The following is a 20518-nucleotide window of genomic DNA, read 5'->3' on the forward strand; positions in this document are numbered from 1 at the left end:
GGCGGCGCTAGGCCGCCGTTTCGCTATCATGAGATAGAAATGCATGGCTCGTGGAGGCGCTTATGATTACGCAAAATTGGTTATATGATGCAATGCTTTATATGTATGCCCTGAGCCTCCTGTTTTACTTTTCCGATTTCGTAGATCGCAATCGGCAGGCAAAACGGATGGGAACAGGGCTCCTTATTTTCGTTTGGGTGCTGCAGACTGCTTTTCTCATACATCGGATTATTTCCCATATTAATCTGTCATTCATGTCCTTGTTTGAATATTTGTTATTCTTTTCGTGGCTGCTAATAACGATTTCGCTTGTTATCAGCCGATTTTTTCGTATTGAGTTTATTGTTTTTTTCGTCAATGTCGCGGGCTTTGCGGTTCTTACACTTAATTTATTTGGCATTCGGTCCGGCGTTTCGCTAGAGCCCTGGCAGGTTGCGCGAGAACTGCTGGTCGTTCACGTAAGTCTGATGATATGCGCCTATGCTGCTTTGACGATTGGAGCGATTTTCTCAGGCATGTACTTATTTCTTCATGGCAGGCTGAAGAGCAGGCGATGGACGAAAACGGTACAAAGGCTGCCAAGTCTTGATGTCATCAATCGGTCGATGTATCGATTCGTGCTCATAGGCACTCCGCTGCTGACGATGTCGCTCGCAATAGCGGTCACTTCAATAATGGTAGAAGGCCGATATGGGCTGCTTCTTGATTTGAAGGTGATTGTTTCGTTGATCGCGATGGTGTTCTATATTTGGAATATGCTTCACTACCGCTGGTTTGACAGTCCGAGCTGGAAGACGGCACGGTGGAATTTGTTCTGCTTTGCATTGCTGCTGTTCACCTTGGTTATCAATGAAGCATCTTCCTTTCATAGCTGGTCGTAAAGCTTAGCTGCAGACCGATTGATTGTTTTGTTAATAAGCGAATTATGTTCTAGCGTCTAGGGTAGCTTGGCTTGTTCAAGTTTGAACGATCATGATCTGTTCTTGGAAGGGGTCTTGACGGATGGTAGCCTACTATCCTGTTATGCTTGATCTTAACGGCAAACGCTGTGTCGTTGTCGGAGGCGGAGCGGTGGCCGAGAGGAAGGTGCGCGGCCTGCTTGCTGCAGGAGCGAACGAGCTGATTGTGGTGAGCCCGCAGGCAACGAGTGGGCTGGAGCAGTTGTCCGCAGAGGGGTCTATCTTGCTGAAGTGCAGGGAATACCTAGAAAGTGATCTCTTCGGGGCAGCGATTGTTTTTGCCGCTACTCCCATACGGAGCGTTAATGATGCAATCGCAACAGCCTGCAGGGCAGCGGCGATATGGGTAAATGTGGCCGATCTTGCCGAACAGGGCGATTTCGTTACGCCTGCAGCAGTCCGTCGCGGAGAGCTGCTAATTGCAATAACGACCGGAGGCGCGAGTCCTGCGCTCACGGCACGAATGAAACGAGAGCTGGAAGCGTTGTATGGCGAGGACTTTGCCGGTCGTCTGGCGCTCCTGAGGGAGCTTCGGGAGCGAATGCTTGCGAGAGAGCCGGATGAAGCGCGAAGGCATGCCATATTGAGGCTAGCCGCTGAGATTGTGGCAGTAGGCAATCCTGCGGAAGTGCGCGCAGACGAAAGTATTGAAGACTGGATAGTAAAGCTGGGGCAGACGGTTGATGGGAGGCATACATAATGGCATATATCAGGGATGGACGGCGAATCATTGTTGTAGGCACACGGCAAAGCGCGCTTGCGCTCACTCAAACAGGACAAGTCATTGATCAGTTGAAAGCACTCTGTGCCTCGCATAATCTCGACTATGAGTTTGAAATTCGCAAAATTGTAACGAAGGGCGACCGTATTCTTGATGTGACATTGTCAAAGGTTGGCGGCAAAGGGCTTTTCGTTAAGGAAATCGAACAGGCGCTCTTCGATGGCGAGATTGATCTGGCTGTTCATAGTATGAAGGATATGCCTTACGAGCTGCCGGAAGGATTAGTGAATGGCGCTATACCGAAACGGGTCGATCCTCGCGATTGCCTAATTAGCAGGGACGGCATGTCTCTGGAGCAGCTGCCTCAGGGGGCGAAGGTTGGCACAAGCAGCCTGCGGCGTGCATGTCAGCTGAAGCGGGCTCGGCCGGATCTGCAGATTGAATCAATAAGAGGCAATATTGATTCGCGGATTCGCAAGCTGGAGACGGAAGGATTCCATGCCATTGTTTTGGCGGCAGCAGGTTTGCAGCGCATGGGCTGGGAAGAGAAAATTTCATCCTATTTGCAAGAGGATGTATCTGTACCGGCTGTTGGTCAAGGGGCGCTAGGGATCGAGTGCCGCGCGGAAGATACGCAGGTGCTGGAGCTGCTGGCATTGTTGAATGATAATGACAGTGCGCTAACCGTTCGTGCTGAACGCAGCTTCCTTGGGGCGCTGAACGGAGGCTGCCAAATTCCGATTGGGGCGCATGCTATCTTGCTCCAATCTAATGATGAGAAAGCTTCGAAGCAGCTGGAGCTTACGGGCATCGTAGGTTTGCCTGACGGTTCGATCTTGCTGAAAGAAACACTTCAAGGAAACAACCCGGAGGAGCTTGGCATTGCACTGGCAGATGCGCTCAAAGCACAAGGGGCAGAACGCATCTTAATTGAATTTGGGGGATGAGCGATGGAGAAGGGGAAAGGAAAAGTATATCTTGTCGGTGCTGGCCCCGGAGATCCAAGGCTGATTACAGTTCGAGGGCAGGAATGCATACGAGCATGCGATGTAGTCGTTTATGATCGCTTAGCTAGTCCCAGACTGCTTAAATTTCTGAAGCCGGGAGCAGAAAAGGTTTATGTCGGCAAGCTTCCCGATCGCCATACAATGAAACAGGAAGAGATTAATCAGCTTCTTGTTGATTTAGCGCTCCAAGGCAAGACCGTGACCAGACTTAAAGGCGGCGATCCGACCGTGTTCGGGCGTGTAGGCGAGGAAGCGGAGTTGCTGTACGACAATGGAATCGAATTCGAAATCGTGCCCGGTATTACATCGGCTATTGCAGTGCCTGCCTATGCCGGCATACCTGTAACACATCGAGACTTGGCCTCTTCCTTATCGATTATTACTGGACACGAAAGCCCGGATAAGCTGGATAGAAGCATTCATTGGGATAAGGTTACCAATGCGACGGGAACACTAATATTTCTAATGGGCGTTGCCAAGATCGGTTATATTGCCGATCAGCTTATTCGTCACGGCAAGCCGCCAGAGACGCCTGTTGCGCTTGTCCGCTGGGGAACGCGGGTAGAGCAGCGAACGATAATCGGCACGCTTCAAACGATAGAGGGCATAGTAGCGGAGGCGAATTTCAAGCCGCCTGCTGTTATTGTTGTCGGTGAGGTTGTCAGACAGCGGGAGAAGCTGAACTGGTATGAACGCAAGCCTCTTTTTGCCACGAGAGTTATGGTCACCAGAGCGAGAGCGCAGAGCAGCGATTTGTCGGATCGTATTGAGGAACTGGGCGGAGAGCCTTGCGAGTTTCCCGTTATTGAGACGAGAGAGCCTGCTAATCCAGCAGTGGTGGGAGCAATTGAGACGGCGCTGCGCAATGCGGACCGTTATGATTGGCTTATATTCACGAGCGTGAATGGCGTTGAATATTTCTTCGGTTATCTTAAGAAGCTTGGCATTGATATTCGGGCCTTCCACAAGGCGCGAATTGCTGCGGTAGGTCCTAAGACGGCAGAAGCATTGGAGCGGAGAGGCCTGCTGATCGACGTGCTGCCAGTTATATTCCAGGCCGAAGGGCTGCTTGACAGCTTGTCCGAAAGCATGAAGCCAGGGCAATGCGCGCTTCTGCCGCGCGGCGATCTGGCACGCGAGGTGCTGCCGCGCCAGCTGGAGGCTAGAGGATTGCAGGCTGTCGAGATTGATGTGTACGAAACGATTATCGCGGAAGATCAGGAAGAGGAAACACTCAAGCTTCTTGTCGATGGCAAGGTAGACGTCATCACCTTCGCCAGCTCCTCTACAGTAACAAATTTGCTTGCTGTCATGAGACGAATGGGCATTGAGGAGCCTCAGCAAGTGCTGAATGGTATAGAGATTGCCTGTATTGGTCCATTGACCGCGAAGACGGCTGTGGAAGCAGGTCTTACGGTTACGATACAACCGGAGGATGCTACAATTGATGCGCTAATTGATGCGATTGCAACTGCAAGACTGACATCCAGAGGGATAACGGCAAAGGAGGCGCCAGAAGAATGAGTTTTCCGATAACAAGACATCGCCGGCTGCGCAGAACGGCTGGGCTTCGCAATTTGGTGCGTGAAACCCAATTAACAGCTCATGATTTCATCTATCCTCTATTTGTGACACATGGAAGCGGTGTGAAGGATGAGATTCCTTCCATGCCTGGCGTTTATCATTTCTCTCTTGATCTCTTGCAGGCTGAGGTCGAAGCTGTCGTAGCTGCCGGTGTGCAGGCCGTACTTATCTTCGGCGTCCCTGATCGCAAGGATGCGTCAGGTTCATCGGCATTTGATGAGGAAGGGATTGTGCAGCAGGCTATTCGTGCTGTTAAAGCATGGGCGCCTCAGCTCGTTGTCGTGGCAGACACCTGCTTATGTCAATTTACCGATCACGGTCATTGCGGCCTCATTCATCACGATGCGCATTCAGGGGCAGCGGAGGTGGACAATGATCCTTCATTGCAGCTGCTGGTCCGTACTGCTGTATCGCAAGCTCAAGCTGGTGCGGATGTGATCGCGCCTTCCAACATGATGGATGGCTTCGTTGCCGCCATTCGCGATGGTTTGGATGAAGCGGGCTATGATATGATCCCGATTATGTCTTATTCCGTTAAATATGCATCGGCCTTCTATGGCCCATTCCGGGATGCAGCCCATTCTACCCCGCAATTCGGTGACCGCAAAACCTATCAGATGGACCCGGCGAATTCCCGCGAGGCGCTTCGTGAGGCGGAATCGGATGTTGTGGAGGGTGCAGATATGCTGATGGTCAAGCCTGCGCTTGCGTATCTGGATGTGCTGCGCATGTTGAAGGAGCACTTTGATCTTCCCGTCGTTGCCTACAATGTAAGTGCTGAATATTCCATGGTAAAAGCTGCGGCGAGCAACGGTTGGATTGACGAGCGGGCTGTCGTGCTGGAGACGCTGACTGGCATGAAGCGTGCAGGGGCCGATCTGATCATAACGTACCATGCTCTTGATGCTGCCAGGTGGCTGAGAGGCGAATAATAGAGGAACGCCTTAACGGTTAACCGTTAAGGCGTGATAGATCGAGCGTGTATTCATTGGAACCGCTGGATAAGATAAGTCGATCCTCCAAATCTCGAAGCACTTGGGAGAGCGCTTGCTTAGGAACGCCAGCCATCTGGGCCAGCTCGTCATAGTTCAATGGAATTCGGATTGTAATTTTATTGCCGATTCGTGATCCATGACGGTTCGCCAGCAGGATAAGGTTCTTGAGCACTCTTGTTCTGGCATCCAGAAAGGTTAAGTCGTACACATGCTGGTTCGTGTCACGCAGACGCCGGCAAAGCTCCGTCATAATGTGATGGGTAATGTCAAAATGGTGACGCAGCAGCTCCAGAAACGGCTTGGCAGTTACAGTTAGCACGGTTGAAGGTTCTACTGCTTGTGCGGATGCGGAGCGTGGCCGGCCATCAATAAGGGACAGCTCGCCGAAGCTTTCGCCTGCTCCTATAAGAGACAGCACCTTCTCTTCTCCCGAAGAGCCGCGTGTGAAGATTTTGATAGATCCCTTGAGCAGAACATAGAAGGCAGCTCCCGGTTCATTCTCATGGAACAGCACAGAGCCAGTAGAGAAAATCTGCTTGTTCGCGATAGACAGGATATGCTGCAGCTGCTCATCATTCAAGCTTTCAAACAGCTGCACCTTTTTTAACATTTCGATCACTACAATCCGCCTCTTTCATATAGGTTTGTCCGTCTATACCAGTTGACTATTCTCATAGAAGTGTACCATAGGAGCATGACTAAATAACAGGTAGGAGTGTCGAATTTGAGCGAAATTTATCGAAAAAGACAGGATGAACGTTCTAAAATTGCTTTTGAAAAAGCGAAAAAGGTTATCCCGGGCGGGGTGAATTCGCCTGTTCGCGCATTCCGCTCTGTCGGTCTGACCCCAGTATATATGGAGCGTGGCGAAGGCTATCGGGTCTATGATATTGACGGCAATAACTATATCGATTATGTCGGTTCCTGGGGACCGCTTATTATGGGGCACGCTCATCCTGAGGTAATCGAGGCCATCAAGCGAACTGCCGAGAAAGGAACAAGCTTCGGCGCGCCGACTGAGCTGGAAACGGTCATGGCCGAGCTTGTGTGCGAGCGTGTTCCGTCTATTGAAGTGGTGAGGATGGTTAACTCCGGCACTGAGGCTACGATGAGCGTTCTCCGCCTGGCAAGAGGATATACGAAGCGCAGCAAAATTTTGAAGTTCGAGGGCTCTTATCACGGTCATGCCGATTCTCTTCTGATCAAAGCAGGATCAGGCGTAGCGACTCTTGGACTGCCGGACAGTCCAGGTGTGCCGGAAAGCATCGCGTCCCATACCATTACCGTGCCTTATAATGATTTGGCTTCTGTCAAGCTGGCGTTCGAGAAGTTCGGCGAGGAGATTGCGTGTATTATTGTCGAGCCTATTGCCGGAAATATGGGGGTCGTTCCTCCGCTTCCAGGCTTTCTGGAAGGTCTGCGCGAGGTTACTGAGCAGTACGGAAGCTTGCTGATCTTCGACGAGGTGATGACAGGCTTCCGTGTTCACTATCATTGTGCGCAAGGCTTGTACGGCATTACACCCGATCTGACCTGTCTGGGCAAAGTCATTGGCGGCGGGTTGCCGGTTGGAGCATATGGCGGTAAACGCGAAATTATGGAGATGATCGCACCAAGCGGACCGATTTATCAAGCGGGCACATTGTCTGGCAATCCACTTGCCATGGCAGCAGGCTATACAACGTTAAGCCTGTTGAAACCGGAAACCTACGAGCATCTGGAAAAGCTGTCTGTGCGACTGCAGCGCGGCTTTGAAGCGAATGCTTCCAAGCATGGGGTCGCATGTACGATTAATCGGGTCGGTTCTATGGTGTGTCCTTTCTTTACAGGGGACCATGTTATTAATTATGATACAGCCAAGGGAGCAGATCTGGAACGGTTTAGAGCATATTTTGGCTACATGCTGGATCAGGGTGTCAGTATTGCGCCATCGCAATTTGAAGGGATGTTCGTCTCTGCGGTTCATGACGAAGCAGCCATTGACGCAACGATTGCAGCGCATGATGAGGCGCTGAGAAGGTTAGTGAATTCGTAATTGCGTGGAATGTGAGTCCACACAATGAATATGTTTTTTGCGACCAGGCTGTTGGTGAATTCCAACAGCCGGTTCTTGTTTTAGGCTTGCGTGGCGATAGCGTATGTGGGCTCAACAAAGGCTTCCCCGCCAATAGGCTGCTCTACGTCACCCTCAGCATGAAAGTGGCGCTGCTTTATCAGTTGCGCCCCCTCACGAATGGCAACGGCTGTGCCACTGGCACTATGTCAGAATGCCAGTATGTCAGTATGTCAGAATGCCAGTATGTCTGAATTCCAGTATGTCAGAATGTCAGAATGTCAGTATCTCAGTATGCCAGTATGCCAGTATGCCAGTATGCCAGAATGCCAGTATGTCTGAATTCCAGTATGTCAGAATGTCAGTATCTCAGTATCTCAGTATGTCAGAACGGCACTATGCCAGTGGCAGACCTGCCGCCTCACACAGCACGAGCATTAAGCCGTTTTTTCCGGCTTAATGCTCGCGAAATGTTCGTTTGGTACGCTGTAAGCAGGTTTTTCCGTTTTAAAGCTACAGAGAAAGCAACCGGAAAGGCTTTGCCCACGCTATAACACGATTTTTCCTGCTTACAGCACACTTCGCGCTGAAATTTCTCGCGTTAACACGGAATTTCCTGCTTACAGCGGATAGTAGCAGTAGACATTGCCTTTGCTGCAATGGGGACCGTTATCTATATTCGTCAACAGTAGGTTGAATAGGAAATAGGAACGATTTCAGTTCATTGTCCATCGGACTTTTACCCGACAGCTTGATTTGACTGGAGATGGACCCGAAATTACGCTTTCTCATCAATTTTTCTGTATTTCTGCAGCGACGAGAATGGTAGCACCGACTGAAAAATCATGCCAATGGGAAAATGCACCGTGGATTGTCACTATAGCCTCTGACGATGCAATATGCTCGGCAACACTTTAAAGATATGCTGCAATGTATTGTACTCGGCAAAACTTGGGGATGCTCGATGCAGTTTTGCGAAGCAAAACCTTTTTAGGGATATGCTCGATGCAGTTTTGCGATGCAAAACTTTTAGGAGGGAGAGCAGTGTGATGGAATGGGACCATATGGTGCGAAATGGGGATTGGCTGGAGCTGCCTGTGGAAGCGCTGGAGGCATGGACGGGCTCCGATTTGCGAAACACATCTGGTGATGGCAATGAAATGACTGGTTTGCGGGCCGAGAGTCATCCGCATCATGTGCGGCAATGGCTGCTGGCTCGTTCGCTGTTTCCGGAGAGATGGATCAACCGCTTGTTCTCAGTAGGTGGTATACAGTTAATGGATGAGGCCGTTCGGCTGCGCGCCTTTCCTTCGGCAGATGTGGAGAGAGAACCGATGTATCGGCTGGCGAAGCTTCCTCCCTCTCCTGCGGAGAAGGGGATATCGATTCTCTATGAGGACGACTGGTGCCTCGTATTGGATAAACCATCCGGTATGCCAGTCCACCCGTCTGCTCCCGGTCAGCGCGGTACGTTGGCTGAAGCAGCGGCGCGTCATTGTTTGATGATGGGAGATCCACAGCCAGTGAAGCATATTCATCGGCTGGATGACGATACAGCAGGCCCTGTGCTTTTCGCAAAGAATGATCTTGCGCAACTGCGTCTTGATGAAGCGATGAGGCAGAAGAGGATTGACAGGCGATATGCCGCAATCGTACAAGGAACGTTATCGCGCAAGCAAGGTACTATTAATGAACCGATAGGCAAGGATCGGCATCATGGCGCCCGCAGACGAGTTTCGAATACAGGGGATCAGGCGGTCACTCACTATAAGGTTGCGGAGGAATATCGTCTGGCCTCGCTGGTGCGACTTCAGCTAGATACCGGCCGGACGCATCAAATTCGTGTGCATATGAGCCATTTGGGGCATCCGCTAGTCGGTGATACGCTATATGGCGGAAGCAATCTTTACCTCAATCATCAGGCGCTTCGCGGTGAGCTTCTTGTTTTTCCGCATCCGTTGACTGGAAATGAAATAACAACAGCTGCTCCAGAGCCTTATTGGTTCACTAAAGTCCGCGAGCAGATCAGCATCGAATAAAAATCGTAGTCATGTTCGTCCTCCCCAGGCCATATAGATAAATAGGGAAGATAGCTGTAACCAAGCTATGAGTAGGGGAAAGGAGGACGACAAGCGTGTCCAACGGGTCGAACGGGTTGCGATTTGACGTATATGAACGTGTGCATTTGCCTGATGACATGGCAGCAATCGATGAACTGGAAGAAATTGAGCTTGTTCCACGCATCCAAATTGTACAGCAAGGTGAACAGGTGCTGCTCAAAGGACATCTGCTGTTAACGGGTATTTATCGAGCGCAGGATGATCCTTCGGTCGAGCAGCCGCTGGAGCATTGGATTCCGGTTGAAATTACGCTGCCGATGAACCGTGTTCATCGGCTTGACGACATCTCGGTAGAAATTGATAATTTCGATGTCGAGCTCCTGTCATCAAGAACACTCAATATTACAGGAGTTCTATCCTTGCTGGGCATTGAGCTGGAAAAGCAGCCCCAGCAGGAGAGCTGGCAGCGGGAAGAGCCATTCACAGTCGTTCATAGGCGTGAAGCGGAGCCTGAACAGGTTGAGCCCTTCAGCAGTTTGGATCAATGGGCAGAGCCGTCAGTTCCCGTAACAGATAATGATCTGGAGCATCGGACGGCTCTGGAGCTACAGCAGCGTGAACGTTTGATTCAAGAAGCAGAGGCTAGGGAGAAGGCGCTGCAGTACGAAGCGGAATCGCAGGAGCAGCTGCTGCGTGAGGCTGCTCGTCGCGAAGAGGAGACACGAGCAGCAATTCGTCGTGAAGAGAGCCAGCGAGCGGCAATTCGGCGCGAGGAGGAAGAGCGTGAAGCATTAGCTCGCAATGAGACTGAGCGCGAGGTAGCGAGGCAGGAGGCTGAGCAGCGAGCGGCTTTTTTCCGGGAGGAGAATGAGTCTGGATCGGCAGCGCAAAAGAATGAAAGCTCGGAACCAGTGAATTCATTCGTCCAGCAGCCGGAACCTGAGCGTGAGCGTTTCGATTCCGGGGCAAATATGGATGAAACAGGTCCTCAGAACAGCGGTAGTGATTCCTTTCAGGAAGCAGCGACGCCCTCGGCTTTTCATGCTCCGCCGCCAATTAGTGATGTGACTTCAGCGGAATTGGATAACAAGAAAGAAATACGTGTTGCGCTAGTGGGCAAATCAGTGACGGCAGAACCTGACCCGGCGGCCTCTGGCCTGGGAATTCGTTCATTGCTCCAGTCGAGCAAGCGTGAGCAGGAGGCAAGGGCGATCGCGGAGCAATCCGCTCAGAAAGCGGCTGAGGAAGCGAATAAGTCGGCTGGCGATGATATTGAATGGAAAAATATTTTCTTCGGCCAGTCCATCGATGAGTCATTCCGCAAGCTGCGCATATGTATTGTGCAGCGCGAGGAGACACTGGAATTAATCGCTGGCCGTTACCAGCTTCAGCCGCGCGAGATCGCACTCTATAATCGCCTCTCCGACGGAAATATTACTGAGGGCCAAGTGCTCTATATACCATGACTTGTTCGCAATCCCCCTTCAGGCCGACGAGGTCTTTGCAGGGGGATTGCTTATCGTTTTCCGCTTTTCAGCGAATATATGGACTGACTTTTTCAATAGCCTGTGAAGGAGAGGCCAGCTGCTGGGATTGACGCGGGTAATTAATAACGTGTATGATAGAAAATATAGGGTTATACTTTGACTATAAAGACGTTGATGGGGAAGAGTGGCAGCTGTGCCTTCAGAGAGTGGAACTGTTACGCTGAGAGGTTCTGCAGGATTGACTGTTGCGACAAGTCACCCCGGAGTTGCTCGAATGAAACGAATCGATTCGTTAGTTCCTGCCGGCAGCAGCCGTTATCTGTTTGAGGTGTCGTACTTAGCGTTATCGCGCTGAACGAAACAAAGGTGGTACCGCGGAAGCTAAACCTTTCGTCCTTTGCAATATAGGGGCGGAAGGTTTTATTTGTTTTTCTCTAAGCAGCTACGTCATCCGGACCGCGTCCCTGGACGCCGGGAGCCGGCTTGCGAAATTATTGGAGGTAGGAAACGATGTCTGAGAAACAAGTGACGACCGAGATGCCGACGACATACGACCCGAAAGCATCGGAAGCACGTTGGTATGAGTATTGGCTGAAAGGCGATTATTTTAAAGCTGGCAACCGGCCTGATGCGCCGTCTTACACGGTCGTTATTCCGCCGCCCAACGTTACAGGATTGCTGCATATCGGGCATGCGCTCGACTGCACGCTTCAGGATATTATGATTCGCACGAAACGGATGCAAGGATTCGATGCATTGTGGCTGCCGGGCAGTGATCATGCCGGCATTGCAACGCAGACGAAGGTGGAGCAGAAGCTGCGCGAGGAGGGAATTTCCCGTCATGATCTGGGTCGGGAGAAGTTTCTTGAGAAGGTATGGGAATGGAAGGAGCATTATGCGGAAACCATTCATCAGCAATGGGCTAAGATGGGCTTCTCACTCGATTACTCCCGCGAAAGGTTCACGCTGGACGAGGGACTTTCTCAAGCGGTTAGAGAAGTATTCGTACGCCTGTACGATAAAGGATTAATATACCGCGGCAAGAAGATCATCAACTGGGACCCTGCTGCCCGAACTGCGTTGTCAGACATTGAGGTGGAGCACAAGGAAGTGAATGGTCACCTCTATCATTTGCAATATCCGCTCAAGGACGGCAGCGGCTTCATGACTGTAGCGACGACACGCCCTGAGACGATGCTTGGCGATACAGCTGTAGCTGTTCATCCTGAGGATGAGCGCTATAAGCATCTGATCGGACAAATGCTGGTGCTTCCAATTATAGGCCGCGAAATTCCGATTGTAGGCGACGAGTATGTGGACAAGGAGTTTGGTTCCGGCGCGGTCAAAATTACACCAGCGCATGATCCGAACGACTTTGAGGTTGGTCAGCGGCATGATCTGGCCCAAATCGTCATCATGGACGAGAGCGGCACGATGAATGAGGAGGCCGGTCCTTATAAGGGACTGGACAGAGCGGTCTGCAGGAAGAGGATCGTTGCTGACCTGCAGAATCAGGGCGTATGCATTCTAATTGAGGACCATGTGCATCAGGTGGGACATAGTGAGCGCAGTGGAGCTGTAATTGAGCCGTATTTGTCCACGCAATGGTTTGTATCCATGAAGCCGCTTGCTGAAACGGCGATAGAAGCGCAGCGTTCTGGCAAAGGCGTTAACTTTGTGCCGGATCGCTTCGAGAAGATCTATTTGAACTGGATTGAGAATGTTCGCGATTGGTGCGTATCACGTCAATTATGGTGGGGACACCGGATTCCGGCGTGGTACTGCGATTCTTGTGAGGCTATGCATGTATCCCGCGAAAACTTGACCGAATGCAGCAAATGCGGCAGCTCCTCGCTACGACAGGATGAGGACGTTCTTGATACGTGGTTCAGCTCGGCCTTATGGCCGTTCTCGACGCTTGGCTGGCCGCAGGAAACGGAAGATATGAAACGCTTCTACCCGACAAGCTTGCTCGTTACGGGCTATGATATTATTTATTTCTGGGTTGCGCGCATGATCTTCACCGCTCTCGAATTTACTGAGCAAATTCCATTCAAGGATGTGCTCACACACGGTCTTGTGCGGGATGAGAATAATCAGAAGATGTCCAAATCGCTTGGCAACGGCGTTGATCCGATTGACGTTATTGAACGTTATGGCGCAGATGCGATGCGGTTCATGCTCTCGACGGGCAGTACGCCAGGACAAGATTTGCGTTTCCGTTGGGACAAGGTGGAGCAGGCACGCAATTTCGCCAATAAAATATGGAATGCTTCGCGCTTTGCCCTCATGAATCTGGAGGGAGTCACAGCGGAGGATATCGATATTAGCGGCAAGCTCGGCACTTCTGACCGCTGGATTCTGCATCGTCTGAATGAAACGTCGCGTGATGTAACGCGCTTGATTGATGTCTATGAATTCGGCGAGACGGGTCGTCTGTTGAATAATTTTATATGGGATGATCTATGCGACTGGTATATTGAGTTCGCGAAGCTGAGCCTGTATGGCAATGATGCCGAAGCGAAGCGGGCAACGCAATCTGTGCTTGCTTATGTGCTGGATCGGACACAGCGGCTCATCCACCCGTTTATGCCGTTTATTAGTGAGGAAATATGGCAACACTTGCCGCATGAGGGAGACACGATTACACTCGCGGAGTGGCCGAAATACGATGCGGCACTGGAAGCGCCGGAGGCTGTTCGCGAGATGGAGCTTCTCATGGCGGTTATCCGCGCGGTTCGGAATATTCGTGCTGAAGTAAACGTACCGATGAGTAAAAAGGTGGAGCTGCTTATTAAGCCTTCCAACGCGGAGGCAGCGGCCATACTGAGCCGCAATGAGGAATTTATTAGCCGCTTCTGCGGTACATCCATGCTGGAGATTGGCGTAGACCTATCAGCTCCTGACAAGGCAATGACCGCCATTATTACGGGTGCGGAGCTGTATTTGCCGCTTGCGGGTCTAATTGATATCGGGCAGGAAATTGCAAGGCTGGAGAAGGAAATTCAGAACTTGAACGCCGAGGTTGAGCGTGTTGAGAAGAAGCTGGGCAATGCAGGGTTCGTATCAAAGGCGCCTGCCAAGGTCATTGAGGAAGAGAAGGCCAAGATGGCTGATTACGCGGATAAACGCGATAAGGTGAGAGCAAGAATAGCGGAGCTGCGCGGATAACGCGCTGCTCCACTGTTTCTGACATCGATGGTTACTGAGGAAGAAGGGCGAGACAATATGAGTGACCAGCATCTGGGAGCTAAGACAGCTCCGTTTGCTACATATGAGGAAGCAAGGGACTGGATCGAAGGACTTGTTCCGTTCGGCATTCGTCCCGGCCTGGAGCGCATCCTGAAGCTGATGGAGGCCTTCGGCAATCCGCAGCGCCGGCTAAAGTTTATTCATGTCGCCGGCACGAATGGCAAGGGATCTACCTGTGCTTATTTGACCAGTGTGCTGATCCATTGCGGTTATGATGTAGGGACCTTTACGTCACCGTATATTACAAAGTTCACGAACCGATTTCAATATAACGGGGTTGATATCCCGGAAGAGACTCTGCTTAAGCTTGCGAATGATCTGAGGCCTTGTGTGGAAGAGATCGCGGCAACTGAGCTAGGGTCTCCGTCTATGTTTGAAGTATCAACTGCACTGGCTATCCTCTATTATGCCAAGGTTGCCTATCCTGATTTTGTCATCATGGAAACTGGGCTTGGGGGCCGGCTTGATGTTACGAATATAATCACGCCTCTCGTTTCGGTCATCACGAATGTAGGCCATGACCATATGGATATTCTGGGGGATACGATTGCGGACATTACGAGGGAGAAGGCTGGGATTATTAAACCTGGTGTACCGGTCGTAAGCGCAGTTACCCAGCCTGAAGCTGTAGATATTATTGTCAATACGGCGAGCAAGAACAACAGCTCCTTATATTTGCTGGGCGACCATTTCTCTGAATCCACGCTTGAGGTGAAGGAGAATAGGCAGACCTTTGCTTTTCGGGGAATTCTCCGTTCGATTGAGCCGCTAACGATCACACTCAGCGGTGCTCATCAACGGACGAATGCTGCGGTTGCTGTTATGACGCTGGAGGTTATGCGCCAGTACTATGCGCTTATTCTGGAAGATGATGATTTGCGCCGGGGATTACAGGAAGCGGCATGGCCTGGACGTCTGGAGATGGTCAAGGAATCACCGCGTATCCTGCTGGACGGAGCGCATAATCCAGAGGGAGCGCAAACGTTGGCGGCGGCGCTTCGCGAGACGTATCGGTATGAGCGGCTTCATCTTATGATCGGGATGCTGGCGAATAAGAATCATAGTGACACATTGCGGCATATACTACCTCTAGTGGATACGCTCGTTGTGACTGAGCCCCATTTCCGCAAAGCAAAGCCTGCAGAGGAGCTTGCATTGCTGGTACAGGAAATGCAGGAGGAAATCGGCAGTGCATTCGAGCTAATAATTGAACCGAACTGGAAAAAAGCGTTGGATCGGCTGCAGCAATTGACCGGCAATGCCGATTTGGCGGTGGTGACCGGCACGCTTTATTTGATTGCCGATGTTCGCTCGCAGTTGCTTTACAACACAGAATCTGAAAAAGGATGGTGATCCGTTTTTGAATAAGGCAGAACACGTTCATTTCATTGGTATCGGCGGGTATGGTATGAGCGCGATTGCGCGGGTCATGCTGGAAATGGGTTATAAGGTGAGCGGCTCTGATGTTGCAGGCCAGGAGCTTACAGAGAAGCTGGCGGCCAAAGGGGCGCATATCTATATCGGACATGAACCAGAGCATGTTAAAGGTGCTGATCTTGTCGTCTATTCAACGGCGCTATCCCGAGATAATGTAGAACGAATAGCGGCGGAGGATCTCAACATCCCGATTCTGCATCGCGCTCAAATGCTCTCCCGACTGATGAATAACGGCAAAGGGGTGGCAGTAGCGGGAGCGCACGGGAAGACGACGACCTCCTCGATGATTGCACTGGTTATGGAAACCTGTGAGCTTGATCCCACCTACATTATCGGCGGAGAAATCGTCAATGTCGGTACGAATGCAAAGGCGGGAAAAGGCGATTATGTAGTTGCGGAAGCTGATGAGAGCGATGGCTCGTTTCTACAGTATCATCCAGCAGTTGCTATCGTGACGAACATCGAGCCTGATCATCTTGAAAACTATGATGGCGATTTCGGCAAGCTGAAATCAGCGTATGTCCAATTTCTCAGTCAAGTCAAGGAAGACGGAAAAGCGATTGTATGTGCGGATGACATCAATATTCAGGAATTGCTTCCTCAGCTTAGTGCGGGTCCGCTTGGCAGTTCGTCATCAGGCCTGATCACTTACGCGATTGATGGAGAGGCCGATTATAAGGCGGAGGACATTGTACTTGGGGATCGTCAGGTTTCGTTCGTTGTGACGCATCTTGGCCAGACTCTTGGTCGCATCAAGCTGTCTGTGCCGGGTCGCCATAACGTATATAATGCAATGGCCACTGTGATAACCTGCTTGGGTGCAGGCATCTCCTTTGATGATATCGCTGCGGCGATCGTTGACTTCCGTGGTGCCAAGCGCCGATTCCAGGTGCTGGGCGAGGTGAATGATATTCTTGTTATTGATGATTACGCGCATCATCCAACCGAGATTCAAGCGACGATAAGTGCAGCTAAAGCAACGGGGAAACGGATTATTGCCGTATTCCAGCCGCAAAGGTATTCGCGTACTTATTTCCTGCTGGAGCAGTTCAGCCGCGCGTTCTCGGAAGCAGATGAAGTCATCATTACAGATATTTATTCACCGGCTGGTGAACAACAAATTGAGGGCGTCAATTCCAAGCGGCTAGTGGAGTTGATCTTATTGAATAGCAATAAAAACACGACCTATATACCGAGCAAGGAAGAGGTCCAGGAAGTGCTGATCGCACGAGTAGCGCCTGGCGACCTTGTTATTACAATGGGAGCGGGGGATATTTGGAAAGCTGCCGACGGCCTGGCCAAATCCCTCCGCGCAAAGCATGGGGAGTAGCAATATTATGAAACTGAAAGGGACTATTCCGGATTATCGGAATAGTCCTTTTTAACATAAATTTCGGCTCTAGTCAGGAGGGTTTGATCTGTGGGAATTCTAAGAATGGACTCATGGACACGAGCAATTGTGTGCGAAGCGAAGGTTGTCATGAACGGCGTGGAGTGCGGGGCGTCGATGCTGGAGACAACTGTAAGCGGAACAGTCGGCCCGAAGAAGCCAAAAAACATAAAGCTTTTTTCGATGAAGAATCGTCAATTCTTTATAGGCAGGGACTAGCTTATTATCAAGATGGCTGCTCGTATTAATTAGGACTTGCATCAATGCTTGTTGCCTGGAGGCAGAGGGCTGGCGGGGCGGCTTTCAGGTTCTAAATCTCTCAAACTCTTCATACTCTATCATTAGAGAATGTGGACAAGGAGAGAGTGAGATGAATCAAAAAGCACGCATTACATACCGATTCGACAAAGGCAATGGAGCCCGCGAAGAGCGGAAGTCGGAAGCAGCGGAGCAACGAGTACAATCCAATGTCGTGTCTTTTTTTCAGGAAGAGTTGACATTCACATCAGACATTGGGAGCTGGAAAAGTCCGTTTCAAGATGATGCGCGTGCGCTTGAGGAGCTGATTCGCGCAACAGACGGCAACGATACAGCGTCAAGGCCGCTTAAAGGCTTGCGTAAAGCAGCCGTCCCTGCGAAACAGCCTAATGACATATCTCCAGCCAAAGGGCCGAATGAAACGAAGCCAGCTACTATGGAAGCAGAAGCGTTCATGCCCAGTGAAGCGCCGGCTGACCAGAACTTGAAACCCAATATCGATTGGAGCAACTACATTCCTCTAGGTGATGAAGGCCGCCCATATGTAGAGAAACGTGGGCAAAGCCCGGAAGTTATCCCGCCGCCGCCACGAAATGTGAATGCGCATATGGAGGAAACAGAGCTTCTCCTAACCAAAGATGTTCGTGCTGGAGAGTCGAGCTTACTCGGGCGCGGAGCTCTTGTAACAGCGGTGCCTTACCGCCCAGGCCGCGGTCCTTCCTGGTACAAAGTACTGGCCTCTGTGATCGGGGCTGTGGCAACAGGGGCGTTATTCGGTTATTTGGTGCTCGCTTTGTTCACAGGCGACCAGACCGGAGGTGCTGTTGATTCTGTGAATATGGCAGCGAATGCGCAGAGCTCTCTGGATGATGCCAATTCCGATGGCAATCTGTCCGGCAGCACAACGGGGCTTTCTCCATCTACTAACGGTGCGAATGACATATCCGGTAGCGGGAAAGATATAACATCCGGATCAATAGTTGGAGGAACTGTTCCCGTCAACATACCGGCAGCAACCTATTATATGCTTCAATATGGGGTGTTCAGCAGCAAGGACGGGCTGGATGAAGCAATTGCCGGGCTCAATGACAAGGGACTTGCCGCAGCGCAGCTTGCTTCGAATGACGATTTCAGAGTTTTCATAGGCATGGCAGGCGACCGCAGCAATGCCCTTATGTTGAGCCAGATTCTCGCGGATATGGAGCTGTACGTGAAGGAAATCAATCAGCCGGCCATATCCTCCCTTACCTTTGCTGGCGATGCCTCGACTGCTGAGACGTTCTTCAGGCAAACGCGTGAACTGATTGACAAGCTGGGGAATATGACAGTAGCGAAGCTTGTTCAAAGTACAGACGGGGTTGGGGATTGGAGCGATCTGCATCAGAAGTGGACACAGACCTCTGCACGCATGGAGTCGGGTGTTGTTGATAACGTTGGACGAACCTCGCTTCACAAGCTTCAGCAAGCGATTAATACTGCTGTGATTGCTTCGGGAGAATATGAGAAAAATAATTCGGATGCGCATCTTTGGTCCATACAGACGGCGTTGATGGAGGCGATTTTTGTTCAGAATGAATGGTTTGCGTCAATGGACGCATTGTAAAGCGATCCTTTCGAGCGTATAATAAAGTGGGTGTCAAAATATGGCGAGGGACGTTGGAAGATGAAGAAAAATATATGGATTTTATTGCTATTCATCATAATTGGTCTACTGACCGGCGCATTGCTGTCGCGATGGTTGGAGCCCGTCCCGGGACTATCATTTTTGACGAAAACGTCAGAAATTGAATGGTCTCCTGCTGCTGATTTGCTTGTGTTCAGCTATGATTTAACCATCCACATCAATATAAGCCTGTTGAGCATGATCGGTGTCATCATTGCCATATGGGTATATCGCAGAATGTAGAACAGATTCTCCGTGTAGAAGGAGTGCTACAAATAATGGGTTCGTCAACGAATGCGAAGCCGTTCATTGCCAGCCAGCTTGTACTGGCATCGTCTTCACCGCGCCGGCGGGAACTGGTCGCAACGCTCGACCTTTCCTTGCCGGTTCTCATTTTGTCGACAGATGCAGATGAAGGGACGCCTGCTGATTGGAGTCCTTCTTACATAGTCGAACAGCTGGCATTGAGGAAAGCGCGCGCAGCTGTCCCATTGCTTGGTGAAGAGCAAGCGGCAGGGTCCATAATTGTCGGTGCGGATACAATCGTTGTGCTGGACGGTGAAGTCCTGGGCAAGCCGCAGAATACAGCTGATGCAGTATCCATGCTGAGCCGCCTGCAAGGAAGAGAGCATGAGGTTTACTCCGGCGTTGCATGTATAAGCTGGGATGGCGAGCATGAGCTTGTTACCCACCGCAAAACACGCGTTTCTATGAAATCGCTTGATCATGAGCAAATTCGCCGTTATGTCGCTACCGGCGAGCCGATGGACAAGGCGGGGAGTTATGCCATTCAAGGTATTGGCGCAACCATAGTGGAACGGATTGACGGCTGCTATTTTAACGTAGTAGGGCTTCCGCTCTCCTTATTGTCGGATATGCTGTCGAGCTTTGGCGTGGACGTTATTTAGAACATGTAGAAAGCAGGTATGGACATGAATACGCAGCCTCATATGTTGCGGGATGTCCCTAACGAAGACCGACCTAGAGAGCGCATGATGACAGTTGGGGCCGAAGCACTAAGCCACGCGGAATTGCTTGCGATTTTACTAAGGACGGGAACGAAACGCGAATCTGCGGTCACGCTTGCCTCACGTATTCTGACAGAATGCGGAAGTCTGCGTGGTCTTGTTGATATGAGTATTGAGGAAATGACAACTATACGTGGAATAGGTCCCGCCAAAGCGGTTCAACTGCGTGCAGGGATTGAGCTTGGTCGTCGATTGTCCAGAAGCAGGCAAGGAGATTTGCCAACAATACGTAAGCCAGCGGATGCGGCAAACCTCATGATGGAGGAGCTTCGCTATCTGAAGAAGGAGCATTTCATCTGTTTATTTCTGAATACGAAGAATCAGGTTATCCATCGTGAAACGTTGTCGGTCGGTACATTGAATGCATCGCTTGTGCATCCTCGTGAAGTGTTTCGCTCTGCGATCAAATGCAGCAGCGCTTCGATAATTTGCCTGCATAACCACCCTAGCGGCGATCCAACGCCAAGTCCGGAAGATGTAGCGCTGACACAGCGGCTGAAGGATGCGGGGGAACTTGTCGGGATTGATATTCTTGACCATTTGGTAATAGGTGACAATCGCTTTATAAGTTTGAAGGAGCAAGGTTACATGTAATATAATAATAAGGATTGTCTTAGAAGAGAA

General features: G+C 50.8%; 17 protein-coding genes and 1 other annotated feature. Of the genes, 16 read left to right on the forward strand and 1 reads right to left on the reverse strand.

Features of this window, described 5'->3' with window-relative positions; genetic code table 11:
* The first annotated feature begins 62 nt into the window (after window positions 1-62).
* The 5 genes from L6H65_RS10645 to hemB all read left to right on the forward strand — a co-directional run bounded on the left by L6H65_RS10645 (window position 63) and on the right by hemB (window position 5203).
* Window positions 63-881, forward strand: a complete 819-nt coding sequence (locus L6H65_RS10645; RefSeq protein WP_236341506.1) for a cytochrome C assembly family protein — start codon at window positions 63-65, stop codon at window positions 879-881.
* A gap of 121 nt (window positions 882-1002) precedes the next feature.
* The gene (locus L6H65_RS10650) at window positions 1003-1659 is read left to right on the forward strand and encodes a precorrin-2 dehydrogenase/sirohydrochlorin ferrochelatase family protein (RefSeq protein WP_236341508.1); all 657 of its coding nucleotides are present in this window, start codon (window positions 1003-1005) and stop codon (window positions 1657-1659) included.
* Window positions 1659-2627, forward strand: a complete 969-nt coding sequence (hemC, locus tag L6H65_RS10655) for a hydroxymethylbilane synthase (RefSeq protein WP_236341516.1) — start codon at window positions 1659-1661, stop codon at window positions 2625-2627. The genes L6H65_RS10650 and hemC overlap by 1 nt, the downstream gene beginning before the upstream one ends.
* A gap of 3 nt (window positions 2628-2630) precedes the next feature.
* Window positions 2631-4211 (forward strand): uroporphyrinogen-III C-methyltransferase, encoded by a 1581-nt coding sequence (gene cobA / locus L6H65_RS10660; RefSeq protein WP_236341518.1) that lies wholly within the window; start codon window positions 2631-2633, stop codon window positions 4209-4211.
* Window positions 4208-5203, forward strand: a complete 996-nt coding sequence (hemB, locus tag L6H65_RS10665) for a porphobilinogen synthase (RefSeq protein ID WP_236341521.1) — start codon at window positions 4208-4210, stop codon at window positions 5201-5203. The genes cobA and hemB overlap by 4 nt, the downstream gene beginning before the upstream one ends.
* A 19-nt stretch (window positions 5204-5222) precedes the next feature.
* On the opposite strand, the gene L6H65_RS10670 is transcribed toward hemB, so the two are convergent.
* Complete coding sequence (locus L6H65_RS10670; RefSeq protein WP_236341909.1) at window positions 5223-5876, reverse strand: Crp/Fnr family transcriptional regulator; 654 nt, start codon at window positions 5874-5876, stop codon at window positions 5223-5225.
* Between the two features lie 114 nt (window positions 5877-5990).
* On the opposite strand from L6H65_RS10670, the gene hemL reads away from it, so the two are divergent.
* The 11 genes from hemL (at window position 5991) to radC (ending at window position 20488) form a co-directional block, all read left to right on the forward strand.
* Window positions 5991-7301: a glutamate-1-semialdehyde 2,1-aminomutase gene (gene hemL / locus L6H65_RS10675; RefSeq protein ID WP_236341523.1), complete on the forward strand. Its 1311-nt coding sequence runs from the start codon at window positions 5991-5993 to the stop codon at window positions 7299-7301.
* Between the two features lie 1067 nt (window positions 7302-8368).
* Complete coding sequence (locus tag L6H65_RS10680) at window positions 8369-9358, forward strand: RluA family pseudouridine synthase (protein ID WP_236341911.1); 990 nt, start codon at window positions 8369-8371, stop codon at window positions 9356-9358.
* A gap of 95 nt (window positions 9359-9453) precedes the next feature.
* Window positions 9454-10845 (forward strand): LysM peptidoglycan-binding domain-containing protein, encoded by a 1392-nt coding sequence (locus L6H65_RS10685; RefSeq protein WP_236341533.1) that lies wholly within the window; start codon window positions 9454-9456, stop codon window positions 10843-10845.
* Between the two features lie 183 nt (window positions 10846-11028).
* Window positions 11029-11267: a binding site (T-box leader), on the forward strand.
* Window positions 11268-11376: 109 nt separating this feature from the next.
* Window positions 11377-14037 carry a valine--tRNA ligase gene (locus L6H65_RS10690; RefSeq protein ID WP_236341541.1) on the forward strand — a complete coding sequence of 887 codons (2661 nt, stop codon included), beginning with the start codon at window positions 11377-11379 and terminating at the stop codon, window positions 14035-14037.
* A 57-nt stretch (window positions 14038-14094) separates the two neighbouring features.
* Window positions 14095-15471 carry a bifunctional folylpolyglutamate synthase/dihydrofolate synthase gene (locus L6H65_RS10695; RefSeq protein WP_236341543.1) on the forward strand — a complete coding sequence of 459 codons (1377 nt, stop codon included), beginning with the start codon at window positions 14095-14097 and terminating at the stop codon, window positions 15469-15471.
* 7 nt (window positions 15472-15478) lie between these two features.
* The gene (gene murC / locus L6H65_RS10700; RefSeq protein ID WP_236341545.1) at window positions 15479-16885 is read left to right on the forward strand and encodes a UDP-N-acetylmuramate--L-alanine ligase; all 1407 of its coding nucleotides are present in this window, start codon (window positions 15479-15481) and stop codon (window positions 16883-16885) included.
* A gap of 90 nt (window positions 16886-16975) precedes the next feature.
* Window positions 16976-17164 carry a hypothetical protein gene (locus L6H65_RS10705; RefSeq protein ID WP_236341547.1) on the forward strand — a complete coding sequence of 63 codons (189 nt, stop codon included), beginning with the start codon at window positions 16976-16978 and terminating at the stop codon, window positions 17162-17164.
* A gap of 151 nt (window positions 17165-17315) precedes the next feature.
* The gene (locus tag L6H65_RS10710; RefSeq protein WP_236341549.1) at window positions 17316-18806 is read left to right on the forward strand and encodes an SPOR domain-containing protein; all 1491 of its coding nucleotides are present in this window, start codon (window positions 17316-17318) and stop codon (window positions 18804-18806) included.
* A gap of 60 nt (window positions 18807-18866) precedes the next feature.
* On the forward strand, window positions 18867-19109 hold the full coding sequence (locus L6H65_RS10715) for a DUF4321 domain-containing protein (protein ID WP_236341551.1): 243 nt from the start codon (window positions 18867-18869) through the stop codon (window positions 19107-19109).
* 35 nt (window positions 19110-19144) lie between these two features.
* The gene (locus L6H65_RS10720) at window positions 19145-19774 is read left to right on the forward strand and encodes a Maf family protein (protein WP_236341553.1); all 630 of its coding nucleotides are present in this window, start codon (window positions 19145-19147) and stop codon (window positions 19772-19774) included.
* Window positions 19775-19798: 24 nt separating this feature from the next.
* Complete coding sequence (gene radC, locus L6H65_RS10725) at window positions 19799-20488, forward strand: RadC family protein (protein ID WP_236341555.1); 690 nt, start codon at window positions 19799-19801, stop codon at window positions 20486-20488.
* Window positions 20489-20518 lie beyond the last annotated feature (30 nt).

Source organism: Paenibacillus plantiphilus (genome assembly GCF_927798095.1).
GTDB lineage: Bacteria > Bacillota > Bacilli > Paenibacillales > Paenibacillaceae > Paenibacillus_Z > Paenibacillus_Z plantiphilus.